The following is a 15012-nucleotide window of genomic DNA, read 5'->3' as shown; positions in this document are numbered from 1 at the left end:
CGGATCTCGCTATAATGTGAGAATGTGCCCTCCGTCAAAGAAATAAAGCGCACATCCCTTTACCTTTGTTTTTGCAATTTGCTCAACTGCCTTCGTGTACAGCTGAATTTGGGTATCATATCGTTTCTTCAAGATCGGGGCCGCTCCTTCAAATCCATGTTGGAATTTGCCCTCAATCCGGTCCGACTTATAATCCAATAAATATAATCCGTCCTCAGTTTCATAGAGACAGTCAATGATCCCCTGCACTAAAAGCGGCTCATCCGCCTCGTGTGCATCAGGATAGATCTCCTTAGCCGGAAGCGCCAAGCTGAAAGGTATTTCCCGGTCCTTCCATTTCGCACCGATCAGCTGTCCCCCGATCTCTGTATGGAAAAATTGCACGATTTCTTCTATATCAATAGCGTCTTTTTGTTCTTCAGTAAGCAGCTCTTTTTCATAAAGCCTTTGAACCGTCTGCTCAGCTTCTTCTATCGACGGCACATGTGACAACGGGATATGCTGCATCACCGTATGCATGGCAGTACCTTTCTCTGCCGCTGTCAGGCCTTTTTTCATCATAAAAGCGGGACGTCTGTACAGAATGCTTCCGTCAGCCGGTTTTACAAGGGCCCTGCCGCTGTATTCATCCTCGTACTCTCTTTTTCTCTTGATCTCAGAAACCGACTGCTTTGTCCGAATTTGTGTCACCTCTTGATGCGGGTAGGTCCAGTTCAGCTGCTCGCGGGCTTTTTCATCAAATGCAAACGAGCCGGGAACTGGTTCCCCTCGGCGGATCGCTTCCAGACGTTCACTTTTTTCTTCCATTCTTTCTTCCACATCATCATCAAGCAAATCATAGGAATGAATCATTTGAACGGCAAAACGAGCTGGATGGCCTGAGATATCAGCGTGTACTGGTGTACCGTTTCCAGCCAAAGCCTCCAAGTCTCTATGTCTGGCAAGAGCCGATCCGATGAAATCTAAATATGTTTTCGCCTGATAGCGGTCAAATTCCGGAAGGAGCCAATCAGTTTGGGACGCGGATGCCTGCCATTTTGCGAGCTGTTTCTGATGATTCTTGCACGAGCCAATCAGAAACAGCTTTTCCTTCGCTCTCGTTAATGCAACATAGAGAACACGCAATTCCTCTGACAGCAGCTCCCTGCGCATTTTTTTCTTCATCGCAATGAGAGGCAGCGTCGGGTAGCTGATGCGCAATTGCGGATGAATATACTTCGTGCCGAATCCGAGCTCCTTGTCCAGCAGGTACGATTTATTTAAATCCATCATGTTAAAATTCCGGCCGAGACCCGCTGCAAACACGACTGGAAATTCGAGCCCTTTGCTGCTGTGGATCGTCATTAAGCGGACAACATCCTCCTGCTCGCTGAGCGCTCTCGCCGTACCAAGATCATCGCCCCGCTCTTGCATGCGTTCGATAAACCGCAGGAAACGAAACAAGCCGCGAAATGCCGTTGATTCATATTGGCGCGCCCTGTCATAAAGAACACGCAAATTGGCCTGGCGCTGTTTTCCGCCCGGCATCCCGCCGACATAGTCCATGTATTTCGTGTCGCGGTACACTTCCCAAATCAGCTCAGATACTGAGTGGTTTTTCGAAAAGACGCGCCATTTTTGCAGATGTCCGTAGAACGTTTGCAGCTTTTGATAAAGCTCGTCGTTCCGGTCACCAGCAGCCAAGTAGTCTTTCATCGCTTCATAGTAAGGCGCTTTTGTATTTTCAAGCCGGATCAAAGACAGCTCGTTTTCATCTGCTCCGACAATCGGTGAGCGCAGAACAGAGGCAAGCGGTATATCCTGATACGGGTTATCGATCACCTTCAGCACTGAAAGCGCGACGGCGACTTCGACCGCTTCGAAATAACCTGACGTTAAATTGGCGTAAACCGGTATGCCCTGTGCTCTCAGCTCCTCCATGATTTGCGGAGCCCACGGCATGGAGCGGAGCAAAATCACAATATCTCGGTATTGAATATTGCGATGTGTTTTCGTTTTTCCGTCATACACCTTAAATGGCGATGAAATCAGCTTGCGAATTTCCTTAGCGATGGCTTTGGCCTCAAACTGCACGGTTTCAAGCTCTTCTGCTTCCTCGCTTGCATCCGTATCTTCTGCGTTGTCGATCAGCAGCAGCTCCGTATCCGTCTCGTCATTGTCCGGATACGCCGCACCAAGCTTCAGCTCAGCCTGCTCGTCATAATCGACCTCACCGATTTTGCCGCCCATCAGCTGTTTAAATAAAAAGTTTGTGCTGTCTAATATATCTGAACGGCTTCGGAAATTTTTATTCAAGTCGATTTTCCGCCCCGTGCCTTTCCCGCTCTCTGTAAACCGTTTGTATTTAGAGAGGAAAAGAAGCGGCTCCGCAAGCCTGAATCGATAAATTGACTGTTTGACATCGCCTACCATAAACAGGTTGCCAGTCTCCTCCGGCCCGCTTGTGACGAGCTGCAGAATCGATTCCTGTACGAGGTTGGTATCCTGATATTCGTCAACGAGCACCTCATAAAACTGTTCCTGATAAAACCTTGCAGCCTCGCTCGGCTCATATTCACCTTTGTCATTCTGAGCTGTCAAAATCGCTAAACAGTAATGCTCCAAATCAGAAAAATCGATGATTGATTTTTCCTGCTTCGCGGCTTCGAACCGTTTTCCATAGCTGATAACAATCTGTACGAGCGTTTCAATGACAGGCTTCATCTCGGTTAGGCTTTTCAAGTGCTGTTCAGGACTTCTCGTAAAGTAGTCGGTTTTGAGCTTTTCGAGCAGTTTTTTTGCGCCGTTTCTCAAATCTGTCGCCTCATCAAGGAGCGCCGGATCGAACTCATCCCCTTTTACTGCTTTGGCACGCTTAAAAGCGACGGCTGGCACACGACGATATAGTTCACTAAAATCGTCCTGGTGCTGAATCAGTTCATCAATCTGCGCTAGATCATCAAGAAAATTGTCAGCACGCGGCGCCGGGCCGCCCGGCGCTTTCGTCAGCTCAAGCGCGCGCAAGAGCTTTTCCTTCGCCCCGTTAAGCACCATTGCAATATCCTCTTTGACATATTGATAAAACGGCAGGTCCTCGATGGCGCTCTTTTCTGATACATCATACAAATGAACAAAGCTTTCCAGCCACGCCTCCGGGTTGGGATGGGATCGGGAATACTCGTACACTTGTTTAACGAGAAATTGCAGATCCAGATCGTGCCGGTCTGTCGTGTAGCGGTCAACAAGCTCAAAAAATGCCTTTTCGCCCTTTGCGTATTCGTCTTCAAACAGCTCGTCAAGCACTTCATCCCCAAGCAGCTCGCCTTCCGTCTGATCAGCTATCCGAAAGCCCGGATCAAGATCGATCAAGTAGTAATATTTCTTCAGCACTTGCAGGCAAAAGGAATGAAGCGTCGAAATGCTGGCCCGGTTCAAAAGAGAAAGCTGCCGTCTGATATGCAGCGAGCCGGGGCGTTGTACAAGCTCTTTTTCCAAGGCATCCGCAATTCGGTGTTTCATCTCTGCCGCTGAGGCGTTTGTAAATGTCACAACGAGAAGGCGGTCTACATCAATTGGGTTTTCCTCTGCGGTGATTTTCCGAATCATTCGTTCAACAAGCACAGCGGTTTTACCAGAGCCCGCAGCCGCTGCCACGAGAATATCCTGGCCGGTTGAAACAATGGCATTCCATTGGTCATCTGTCCATGTGCTGTCTGCCGGTTTAGGAATGTTCATTGCCATCCGCCTCCTTTTTTATCCACTCAAGTATCGTCTTGTCTTTTTCAGCTTTTAATGTGCGATACTCGTTTTCCTCTAGTGATTCATCAAATTGGCACACTGATTTGAACGCACAGTATGTGCACGGCGTCTTGTTCTTCATTTTGTACGGCTCAATGGATACGCGGCCGTCGGTAATTTGTTCGCCTGCTTCTTGGAAGGTACGGCGCACATGCTTTGTCAAAAGATCAAATTCCTTTTCACCGACTGCTGCCGAGTCTGATCTGAGAGAGCCGTCTTTTTTCAGACCGGCGTTGATGATATTTGACCGTCCCTCTTGAAGGGTTGTATCCATAAGGCGAACCACTTCCTGATCGCCGAGGAGCAGGCCCTTCATTTTAAATTTCTTAAAAATCTCCTGTTCAATCTCGTCAAGCCCGAGCGGGAGATTAGATTGAATCATCGGATCATGAATATGGAAATACAGCACTCCTGCAGGCGTTGCCCTCATTCCGAGCCAGTCGGCTGAATGTGTAATCGATAAATCAAGGTACGTCAGCATTTGCAGCGCCAATCCGTAATATACTTCCGCTAAGTCAAGCCCTTTATCGCTTGATTTATAATCGACAATTCTGAGGAGCAGGCCTTTTGAGCTTTCAGCTTTATCCACACGGTCAATACGCCCGACGAGCTCCATCGTACAGCCGTTTTTCAGTTGAAAGGTCAGCGGCGGAAGCGGCCCTTTTCCTCCGAAGCCCAGTTCAAGCCCGATCGGTACGAATCCGCTCGCTTTCGCATGCTCGCTTAAAATACCGGACACACGCGTCACAATTTTTTGCAGTTTTTCCTTTACATAATAATGCCGGTTTGAGCTGAGCAAAATTTCCTTTTGCAGTTTCGGTGCCAGCCGCTCTACCGCATCATAAGAAAACAGCTCGCACTGCTCTTTCGTTAAATCTCGCCAATCCAGCTTTTGCTCACGCAGCCTGTCTGAAATCAGCTTTAAGCTGGAATGAAACAGCTGGCCGATATCCGGCGCTTCAAGCTTGAAAAATTGCCGTTCCTTCAGATGCAGCCCGTGTGACGCAAAATGGGAAAACGGACATGCGTTAAAGGTTTCCATTCTCGATACGCTGCCCTGAATGCGTTCACCATAGAGCTGTCTTGACACACTGCGTTCAAGCTGCTTTACTTCATTCCGGAAAAACAGGCTTGAGAACAGCTTTTTCGATTGCAGCCTGTCCGGCTCACTCATCAGCACATTGTACGTGCTCCACCAGACGTCGCTGATGTCATATTCCCGGGTCCATAATCTGAGCTGACTCGCAGTAAAGGACTGTGCCACGCTTTGATTGACAACATACTTCAGCTGTTCCTCATCGCTGACCTGCTCAGGTTCATTTGTCAACAGGCGCTCCTTATGATGCGGAAACAGTTCTTCCAGCCGTTTAACGACAATCGACGGCAAAAGCGTTTTTCCTTCCGCATCTGCAATCGGATACGATACATAAAGCCGGTCAGACGGACTTGAAAATGCCATGTAGATGAGGAAATGCTCATCAAGCAAACGCTCCCGTCCGCCTGAGGAAAGCTCAACCCCGATCGTTTTCAGCCATTCCCGGTCATCATCCGACAGAACCCCGTTTTCATCAGGGCGTGCCGGCAGAACGCCGTCGTTTGCCCCGAGCACAAAGGTACAGGATGTGCCATACATTCTGGACAAATCCATATTGCCGACAAATACCTGGTCAAGCGCAGGCGGAATAAGCGAAAATGTAAGCGACTCCGCGCCGGCTTCTATCATTTGCTGAAACAAATCAAGAGAAATCTCATCATCTCCCATCATTTCAACAAACTCCTCAAGCAGCTGAATGACTGCGTCCCACGCCTGCTGATGCTGCTGCGCTTCAATGATTCTGCCGTCTTCCTCAGCACGCTGCCTTTCCTGATCCAGCTTCAGCGGCACCTCCGTCTCTTCTAAATAGCGATAGAGCGCCTCTGCCTTCTCCTGTACCGTCTTTGCTTTTTTCATTCGTTTTTGAAGCTGAAAAAGCGGCGGAACAATCCAATCGCGGGTGTCATTCAACATGTTTTCCATTTCGATTTCCTGATCGGTCTGCGCAAAATCATCATCCAGCGACACAAAGCGCCTATATTGGAAACGGTCGCCCTTTGTCCAGCGGTCGCCTTTGATCCCATAAGCGATACAGTAATTTTCGAGCTGATCGACCTGTTCTCTCACTTTGGCCTTCGGTTCACTGAGCGGGAATAGCAGTTCGGTTTTCACACAGCGAAACACCGCTTCATAACGCCAATTCCCTTTCAGAACATCAAGGCTTGACCGGATAAATTCGATTAACGGATGGTTCAGCATAGATGCTTTTCCGTCAATGAAATAAGGAATCTCGTAATCTGCGAAAACTTCCTTCACCATATCCTTGTAGTCTTCCGGCTGGCGCGCAAGAATTGCTACATCCTTATATCGATATCCTTTCTCTCTGACGAGGGCGTGAATTTCCCGGGCAATACCTTCCAGCTCAGCTCGTCTGTTCGCGGCCTGCATTACAGTCAGTGCTTCTTGTTTTTCTGCGTAAGGAACGGCAGGACGCGCTTCATACTGCGCCTCTAGATGGGCCAATTCAGGTGTCTGTGTATGCCGCTCAGTCCCGCTCAGCTCTTTATACGTAATGTCTAAATTCAGTTCCTTCGCCTTCTGATGCAGGCGGTAATAGGTTTTCCCCGTCATTCTGAACAATTCCAGTTCATGCGGCTCCCGCTCATATGACGGCTTGTCCGCTGTGAGCGAAAACGTGATATGCTCTGCATGAACCATAAGCTGCTCCAGCACCCTGAATTCCTGCGGTGTAAACTGATAAAAGCCATCCACATAGATATGCGCGCCTTTTACATCTTCCGCAAGCGGGATATGCTCTGCCAGCAATGTCAAATAATCCTCAGAGTGAAGATATTGATCTGCGAGGCTTTTTTCCATTTGCTGATACAGAATCGATAAGTCATGGAGCTTTTCAGATAACACACGTTCTCCGCGATATTCGGAAGCCGTTCCGCTTTCCGCCATCCGGCGGATATCCTCCGGTTCCAGACAATACCGCTTAAACTCTGTCAGCATCCGCTCAACCTGTGCGGTAAACCCGTTTTTGTCACTCGCTTTTTGATAGACTTTGAACTCCTGTTTATGCTCCTCAATGAGCTTCCGCAGGAGCATTTGTACGCCGGTGCTCGTCAGAAACGGCCTGCTCATTCCTCCTGTATGCTGAAGGACGCGCCAGGCCAATCGTGAAAAGCTGAACACTTGAGCGCGTATCATCCCGCCCATATCTGGCGTTTTAGCAAGCTCATATTCCATTAAAAACGTCATTTGATCCGGGACTAGAAAAATGATCGGCTTCCCGAATGGAGCCCGGCGTAATTCATCCTGAATGCTGTTGATGATCAGCTTCGTTTTTCCACTCCCGGACCTGCCTACTAAAAACTCTGCTCCCAAATTAGAAGACCCCTCTCTTTTTATCTTTATATATTTTATCGAATGTTGACGAAAATGACCAATCTGATCTATTGGTAAAAACGGCCTTTTCACATATAAAAAGCTGATTATCCCCGCACATCTCTCCTTGCCCAACATATACTTTTACAGAAGCCCAATTCCTAGGAATGGAGTTGAATCCTCTTGCATTACAGTTACTATTCCTATCCGTTGCCGTACCGGGAAGATCCTGTTTTGATTCGGAATTTGCAGAAGGCCATCAACGGAGAATTCAGTGCAATTCAATGCTACCGCAGGCTTGCCGAACTAGCCGACCGCGATGAAGTCAGAAAACAGATTGAAGAAATCAGACGTGACGAAATCCGCCATCTTCGTGAATTTTCCACACTGTACGGATCGATTACCGGCAAGCACATCATGCCGAAACAAACGGAAGAGTGCCCGGACCATTTCACGAGAGGACTGGACGCCGCTTTTAAAGATGAACAAGAAACCGTCGACTTTTACTTGCGTGCAGCCGAGGAAACGTCAAACTTAAAAGCGAAAGGCATCTTCACGCGCGCCGCACGTGATGAGCAAAATCACGCTGTCTGGTTCCTATACTATCTGGCCAAACGTTAGATATACCCGTTTTAGGGTATATGTACATATCTCCTCAGCTAAAAACACATTCCTCCGTTTTTTTCAAATGCAGCCGGGAAACATAAAACCATACATTGCCATACAGGGGGAATCAACCATGGAGCAATATTCTGAAGCTTGTATTGAGGCTTGCATTGATTGTATGGAGGCTTGCAATCATTGTTTTACAAAATGTTTGGAAGAAAGCGCGCACCACGATCTCAGCGGCTGCATCCGGCTTGACAGGGAATGCGCGGATATTTGCGCCCTGGCAATCAAAGCCATGCAAACGGACAGCCCGTTTTTGAAAGAAATTTGTGCACTTTGCGCCGATATTTGTGAAGCGTGCGGCACTGAATGCGAAAAGCATGATCACGATCATTGCCAAGCATGTGCGAAAGCCTGCTTCGCCTGCGCTGAACAATGCCGCAGCATGGCGGCGTCTTAAAAGACGGAGAGGGTTCAATGATTGAACCCTCTTTTTTATTTGGACAGCCACACGGAGTACAAATCAATCCATCCCTCTTCATCAAGCACCAGGCCTTTTACATTGTTACTTGATGTCACCTGTAGCACATTTTGATACAGCGGAATTGCATTCAGCTCCTGTGTAAGCTGACGGTCAATGTCACGCAGGATATTCATTCTCGAACAGCGGTCAGGCATGGAAAACATCCGCTCTATCATTCCCGAGCAGAATTGTGTCAGCTTTTCAGATAGATGCTGGCACAAGAAACTGTTCTCCGACAGCAGCAAATGCAGAAAACCAAACTCGGTATCTTGATAAAACGTCGCACTGTCATGAATGATATCCGCCATCTGCACGACTTCCGGCCGTCGCAGATCATCAGCATCACAGAATCGAAGTGTAAGCTTGATCCCGTGTTGGGCGCACATATTTTGAATCCATTCGGCGTCCTCACGATGATCCGTTTCCGAAAAGGTATACAGCACCATTGTTTCGCCCTCGTATCCGCTTTTCTTCAACAATTCAGATGGCGTAACGCCCTCTAACTCAAAAGAACTCGGATGCCAAAACGACGTAACCGGGATTCTCCGGTGCCCTCCCGCTTCACGAACGAGCCGTTCAGAGGAAATCAACAGCCGGAGCGCTTTTCTAAAGCTTCGGTGCTGAAGAGGCCCCTTCTTTTTCAGATTGAGCGACAAATACTGGACATGCCGCTCATCAAAAACAGTTTGCTGCTGAGGACATGTTTGTTTTTCTTGAATGGTAAATCCGTTCATCTCACCGGCTTGTTCAGAAAACACAAACTCCACGCGATCCAAATAGGGGCGCCCCTTAAAGTAGCGCTCATAGGCTTCAAGCACAAGCATCCAGACGTGATGCTGATTCACCCGAAAAGGCCCTGTTCCATTGATCCCGCCGCCCTGTTCGGCCGACAATATGGACAGCCGTTCGTCACAAAGAGCATACGGCAAAAACTCATTCGGCTTATCAAGTATGATCTCCACACAATAAGGGCCCTTTTCTAAGACTTGTTTCACTCCGTGCAGCAGCCATTTATACGGGTTGTCAGCCAGTTCCAAAAAGCGCTGAAACGTAAACGCAACGTCCCTCGATGTCAGCAGCTGCCCATTATGAAACGACACACCTTTTCGAAGAAAAAATCTCCACCGTTTTTTTCCGTCCTCTTCCCATCCATGAACCAAATGAGGCTTCGGCTCCTGCATATCCGGATCAAACGTGAGAAGCGTATCAAATATCTGTTTGACGAAATGGCCCTCAGACCGCAAAAATATTTGGCATGGATCAAAACTGCTGACAGATTCAGGGGAGATGAACAGCCGGAGAACATCCTTTACCCCGTCCCGGCCGGACTCTGTCACAAAACCAAATACCTCAGAAAACCACATACCATATTCATTTTGAAGCTCCGGAAACGCGGACTGATACTGCTGAAGCAGCTCCTTTGCCTTTTTAAGCTTTCCAGCCATGGTATATTCCTTGGCAGTTTGAAGAAGCAGTTCCTCAGGCCTCCGAAGAAACGCGATTTTAGATTTACGGCCGCGCCCCGCCCCGCTTTCCCGGGTAATCCAATTGTTGTTCTCCATCTTATGTAAAATGAGCTTTGCATTTCTTTCCGTACAAAATAAACTGTCTGCAATCTCAGTGAGCGTCATTTCGTTCATTTGCCCATACTCAGCCCGTCCTGTTTTTACAAGTGCCACGTAGTGCTCAATTAGCTTCAATCCCCGCACCTCCCGACAAAAGGGGAACTTTTATCTCTTCTTTTCTTCACTTTTTGGGTCGCCGCCCCTTCTATACACTACTACTATATCAAACACCGAAAGGCGGCGATCACATGCTGACCAGCTTTCAATCTATTAAATCAAGATATACCGCTCCCGTTTGGCTCCGCTTTTTCGGCGAAATGCTGACAAGCCTGACAGGTGCAATGATGGGACCTTTTATGGTGCTGTATCTGCATGAACAATTAAACGGCAATGTCATGATGCCAATGCTGATCATCAGCCTTCAGCCATTTTCTGATCTTTTCCTGACGCTCGCTGCCGGACGGGTGACGGACCAGCTTGGTCGGCGTACAGCGATTTTGATCGCATTGCTTCTGCAATCATCTGCAATGACAGGGTTTGTATTTGCTGAGCATGCGTATGTTTTCGCCATTCTTTATGTCGTGAATGGCATCGGAAGATCGTTATACATTCCCGCTTCCCGCGCCCAAATCGCTGAAAGCACGCCAGAAAGCAGACGTTCGGAAGTATTTGCGGTCATCAACGCGATCTATTCAGCCGGCCTGACGGCAGGGCCGCTGCTCGGAATGCTCCTGTACAAACAAAATCCTGAATGGATATTCGCTTTAGATGCCGCAGCCTTGTTCATCTACTTTCTGGCAGCTGCATGGAAACTTCCTGAGACAAAGCCGCAAAACACAGCTGTGACACAGGAAAAGTCTGCGAGCTTTACGATATACAGGCCCGTCCTGCTTCTTTTGCTGCTTTCTCTCCCCATCAGCATGTTATATGCGCAAACAGAAACAACATACCGACTGTACAGCAAAAATATGTTTTCTGATTATCTGTCCATGCTGACCATCTACTCAGCAGCAAAGGCTTTATTCAGCTTTGTTTTCCAGGTTCCTCTTGTCAAAGGGACTGAAAAGCTTACAATGAAAACGATTCTTTTCATTACTTATATCTGCTACTCCCTTGCGGCTGCCGGCTTTGCATGCTCAACATCCCCGACAATGCTTTTAGTGACGGCAGCGGTGATGACGGTTGGCGAAAGCATCGGATTAACTCACATCCAGACCTTCATCTCAAAATTGGCACCGCCTCATTTGCTTGGCCGGTTCTATGCTGTCTATGGTCTGCATTGGGATATATCCCGCTCAATCGGACCGCTCGCGGGCGGGCTGATCCTGACATCGTTTGGCGGAGAAGTGATATTTTACGCCCTTGCCGTGTGTCTGCTGGCAGCGGGTTTATGCCTGACTTACACAATAGAGAAGCTCGAACATAAAGTCATAAGAAAAGTGAATCACTAATAGAAAATAATTCATAATTTCTTTATCAACAAAAATATACTATAGTTATAAATACATTCACTACGTGAACAATTGGAGTGTTACGCGAAAAGGAAGAAGGGTTTACATTGAAGAAAGACGAAAATCTCCTCAAAGATCTATGGTTTATCGCAATCAGTGCAGCCGGGGGGTTTATTCTTTCATTAACCGGAATATCAATTGGATGGATGATCGGAACGCTGATTGTCGCCTGCTGCCTCGCCATGATACGGCCGGCATGGCTGATGATGGCACCAGACCAAAAAGGAATTAACCGACGATGGCTCGCCCTCGGGCAGATGATCCTCGGCATCGAATTGGGCCAAAAGCTGAATTTATCCGTTCTCTCTGTTCTCAAAGACCATTGGTTTTCAGTCGGCGTTATGCTGATATTGTCTATCCTGCTGGCCATGCTGTCAGGATATGTGCTTTGGCGTTTCAGCAAAACGGATATGATGACTAGCTTTGTCGGCACAGCTCCCGGCGGGCTTTCCGCCATGCCGAGCATCGCACAGGAGGTCGGAGCCAACACCGCCATTGTCAGCCTCGTGCAAATGATGCGGGTGCTGCTCGTGGTCCTTTCCATTCCGTTTTTGGTTATCATGATCTATACAAAACAAGACAGTTCCACAAGTGCTGCGGCAGGGCTTTCTTCAGCAACGACAGATTTTAGGCTCGCTCCCGTTTTGTGGACCGTCATTCTGATTCTCGCTGCCTGGGGAGCCTGCAAAGCGGCGAAATGTTTAAAGTTTCCGGCTCCATGGCTGCTTGGCAGCATGCTTGGTGTAGCAATTGTACATGTTGGCGGAGCTGCGGCGATAGGGCACGACATGACGGCATGGTGGCCGTCACAAGCGAACCATGTATCACAAGTATTTCTCGGGGCAACGATCGGCTCTAAAATGTACAAAAGCATGTTTGCCGGCGTCACCCGCATTATCATCGTCGGGTTTATCTCATCCGTCGGTTTAATCGCAGCTATGTTTTTGAGCGCCGTGATCGTTTCCGAGCTGACAGGAATCTCGCTCATCACCTCTGTTCTGGCATTTGCGCCCGGCGGGATTGCAGAGATGGCGACGACGTCAGTTACATTACATGCTGATTCCACCTTTGTCGTTGCGGTTCAGGTCATCCGCGTCATCCTTGTCATTGCCCTGCTGCCGCCGTTTTATCGTCTGCTTCACCATCTTCATGGTGAAAAAAAAGGAAAAGAGAGCTCGATCAGCAGCAATGCATAATTGGAAACAAAATCCTTCCATGATACACTTATAGCAGATGGGGAAGGAGTGACTCTTTTGCTGCGCGACAATCCAGAGAAGGCAATGCACTTATATTATGGCATATGCTTAGGAATCTGGCTGATTTATAATTTGGTGGCAACCGGCTCCCCCGGACTGCCGCTTACGATTTTAGTCGGAGGAAATTTGATTTACCTCATCATCCTGAAAAAGAAAGAAAAAACGTAAAAAACACGCACCTCAGTGCGTGTTTTTTATTTGAAAATGCCGGGAAGGCCTCCTTCAATTTCTTCTGACGTCGGATACCATTTTGTCACAAGATCACGAAACAGCCGTTCCGCAAAAAGAATTTCCTCCTCGGTATAGCGGTCAAAAAATGACAGAAAACGCTGTTCAGCCTTCTGATGATAATATTTGTGCAAATTGTGCAGCTTTTTTCCAGCAGGCGTCAATCGGAAGTAGACCTCCTTTTTATTATCGCTGAGCTGTGTTCTGTGCAGGAAGCCTGCGCCGAGCAATTTTGTGCTGATGCGTGATACAGTCGCTTTTGTGGTATTCATTTTTTCTGCTATCGACGTGACATTGATTGGTTCATTGTCCCCGACACAGGACAGAACATGAATTTCTGTCATCGTCAATTGAGATTTACTCCCGTGCTCTACATCCAGCTTCCTCAATTCGTCGGATAAAAAAGCTTTAATAAGCCCCTCCCATTTCTCCTGCTGATGAATGAGCTCCGCATACAATTCAAAAAGATTGCGTTTCGTATGATCTGTGTTCATCGGGTTTTCCATCCTTTTTCATTCGATTGTTTCTTCTATCATACCGTTTTGTTACAGATGAAACAATCGAATTGAATTATACTCGGCTGGTGACGGAAAACCAGCGGCTGATCCCTTTTTGAATCACCTCGGCACAATCGGGCGCTGATGCATCTACCGCCCAGGCTACATGTCCATCAGGACGAATCAATATGGTATGCACATCCCGCAACTTTTCATTCGGTTCTGCAAGCGAGGCGTTTACCGTTCGTAAGCCTTTCACTTTGATATGATCATCAGCTTCCTGCATCAACGACAGCAAAACGAATGTCCCGTTTCGGAGAAGGCTGTACAGCCATTCCGAACTGGCGTCGGAAAGAATCAGCTCCATATCAGGGAGCCTTGCCCCGTTCAAACGATGCGGCGGCATGATGAGATCAGCTTCATATCTGACATCGAGCGCAGAAATTTGCCCCGCTACATATCGATTCACATCAGGGAAGGCCAGCAGCTCCGACATCATCCCCCGCAAATGGAGGCCTGCTTGAGTAAAATCGATCAGCCTTGTCTGTGCCTCCGTGTTCCTCAAAAGCCCTTCAGCTGCCGGGTGCCGCTCGTCATGATAGCTGTCCAAAAGCCATGAAGGCGCAGAGCCCTTGATCGCCGCCGCCAGCTTCCACCCAAGGTTCATCGCATCCTGAAGGCCGACATTCAATCCTTGCCCTCCCGCTGGAAAATGAATATGTGCGGCATCACCTGCTAGAAAGATTCTGCCGTTCCGATACCGTTTTGCTTGGCGCGCGGCGTTTCCGAACCGCGACATCCACGAAGGGTCGGTTAAACCGAAGTCAGTCCCGCAAATTCGCAGAAGGTCAGCTTTCAGCTCCTCCTCAGTCACCGGCACATCTTTCGGCGTTTGTGTGCGATAAGGGCTGACGACAACTACACGGTATTGGCCTGGTGATAACGGAACAATCATAGCACCGCCCTCTTTTGTGCAAAGGGACAGTACTCCTGACGGCGGCGGAGAAAGGAGCACCACATCTCCAAGCGCAGCGGTGACAGTACTGTCTGTTCCCGGAAACTCAATTCCAGCCTGTTTCCGAACGGTACTTCCACCGCCATCGGCACCAACGGCAAACTTACTTGTGATCGTCCGTACACTGCCGTCCCGATCCTTAAAAATCGTTTGCACCGCTTCCCCGTTTTGCGTTACCGCGAGCGCCTCTGCCCCCCGAAACACCTCTGCACCCAGACGTCGTGCATGATCTTCAAGCAGCTTTTCTGTTTTGGACTGCGGGAGCAAAAGCGTGTAAGGGCAACTCGTATCCAAGCCTGAAAAATCCAGACGGGTATCCAGCATTGAAAAATGTCCGGAAGGTATCTTGCTTCCCTTGGATACGAACCGCTCTAAAATCCCTCTCATCTCAAGGAGCTCCAGCGTTCGGGGATGCAATGTCAACGCTTTGGAATGTGGAACAGGTTTTTCAAGCCGTTCAATCACACATGTTTTCACCCCGGCCATCGCAAGCTCAGAAGCCAGCATAAATCCGACCGGCCCTCCACCTATAATCACTGCTTCATATTTCATCATCATTCACCACTCCTTTTGTTTCATAAAAAAATGATTAAAACCCAATAAAAAT

Annotated in this window: 10 protein-coding genes; 5 read left to right on the top strand and 5 right to left on the bottom strand. The window is 48.3% G+C overall.

The window, feature by feature from the left end; genetic code table 11:
* Positions 1 to 9: 9 nt before the first annotated feature.
* Together addA and addB are read right to left on the bottom strand one after the other, a co-directional pair.
* Positions 10 to 3714: a helicase-exonuclease AddAB subunit AddA gene (gene addA / locus MY9_RS05940; RefSeq protein ID WP_014663459.1), complete on the bottom strand. Its 3705-nt coding sequence runs from the start codon at positions 3712 to 3714 to the stop codon at positions 10 to 12.
* Positions 3701 to 7201 (bottom strand): helicase-exonuclease AddAB subunit AddB, encoded by a 3501-nt coding sequence (addB, locus tag MY9_RS05935; protein ID WP_014663458.1) that lies wholly within the window; start codon positions 7199 to 7201, stop codon positions 3701 to 3703. Before addB ends, addA begins: the two co-directional genes overlap by 14 nt.
* Positions 7202 to 7384: 183 nt before the next feature.
* Between addB and MY9_RS05930 the strand changes: the two genes are divergently transcribed.
* Both MY9_RS05930 and MY9_RS05925 read left to right on the top strand, forming a co-directional pair.
* Entirely contained in the window at positions 7385 to 7822 is a 438-nt protein-coding gene (locus MY9_RS05930) for a ferritin family protein (RefSeq protein WP_014663457.1), read from the top strand.
* A 118-nt stretch (positions 7823 to 7940) separates the two neighbouring features.
* A complete protein-coding gene (locus MY9_RS05925) occupies positions 7941 to 8270 on the top strand; it encodes a four-helix bundle copper-binding protein (RefSeq protein WP_014663456.1) in 330 nt (109 codons plus the stop codon).
* Between the two features lie 35 nt (positions 8271 to 8305).
* Here the strand turns inward: MY9_RS05925 and MY9_RS05920 are convergent, their stop codons facing one another.
* Entirely contained in the window at positions 8306 to 10033 is a 1728-nt protein-coding gene (locus tag MY9_RS05920) for an SgrR family transcriptional regulator (RefSeq protein ID WP_014663455.1), read from the bottom strand.
* 113 nt (positions 10034 to 10146) lie between these two features.
* Here MY9_RS05920 and MY9_RS05915 point away from each other — a divergent pair, with 113 nt between their 5' ends.
* The 3 genes from MY9_RS05915 (at position 10147) to MY9_RS21510 (ending at position 12833) form a co-directional block, all read left to right on the top strand.
* Positions 10147 to 11349 carry an MDR family MFS transporter gene (locus MY9_RS05915; RefSeq protein ID WP_014663454.1) on the top strand — a complete coding sequence of 401 codons (1203 nt, stop codon included), beginning with the start codon at positions 10147 to 10149 and terminating at the stop codon, positions 11347 to 11349.
* A gap of 107 nt (positions 11350 to 11456) precedes the next feature.
* A complete protein-coding gene (locus tag MY9_RS05910; protein WP_014663453.1) occupies positions 11457 to 12605 on the top strand; it encodes an AbrB family transcriptional regulator in 1149 nt (382 codons plus the stop codon).
* A complete protein-coding gene (locus tag MY9_RS21510; protein ID WP_069149321.1) occupies positions 12606 to 12833 on the top strand; it encodes a hypothetical protein in 228 nt (75 codons plus the stop codon).
* Between the two features lie 26 nt (positions 12834 to 12859).
* Here the strand turns inward: MY9_RS21510 and MY9_RS05905 are convergent, their stop codons facing one another.
* Together MY9_RS05905 and MY9_RS05900 are read right to left on the bottom strand one after the other, a co-directional pair.
* Positions 12860 to 13387 carry a MarR family transcriptional regulator gene (locus MY9_RS05905; RefSeq protein ID WP_014663451.1) on the bottom strand — a complete coding sequence of 176 codons (528 nt, stop codon included), beginning with the start codon at positions 13385 to 13387 and terminating at the stop codon, positions 12860 to 12862.
* A gap of 76 nt (positions 13388 to 13463) precedes the next feature.
* The gene (locus MY9_RS05900; protein ID WP_014663450.1) at positions 13464 to 14963 is read right to left on the bottom strand and encodes a monooxygenase; all 1500 of its coding nucleotides are present in this window, start codon (positions 14961 to 14963) and stop codon (positions 13464 to 13466) included.
* Positions 14964 to 15012: the final 49 nt, after the last annotated feature.

Origin of the sequence: Bacillus sp. JS, assembly GCF_000259365.1 — a bacterium.
GTDB lineage: Bacteria > Bacillota > Bacilli > Bacillales > Bacillaceae > Bacillus > Bacillus stercoris.
This window is presented reverse-complemented; position numbering and strand designations above follow the sequence as displayed.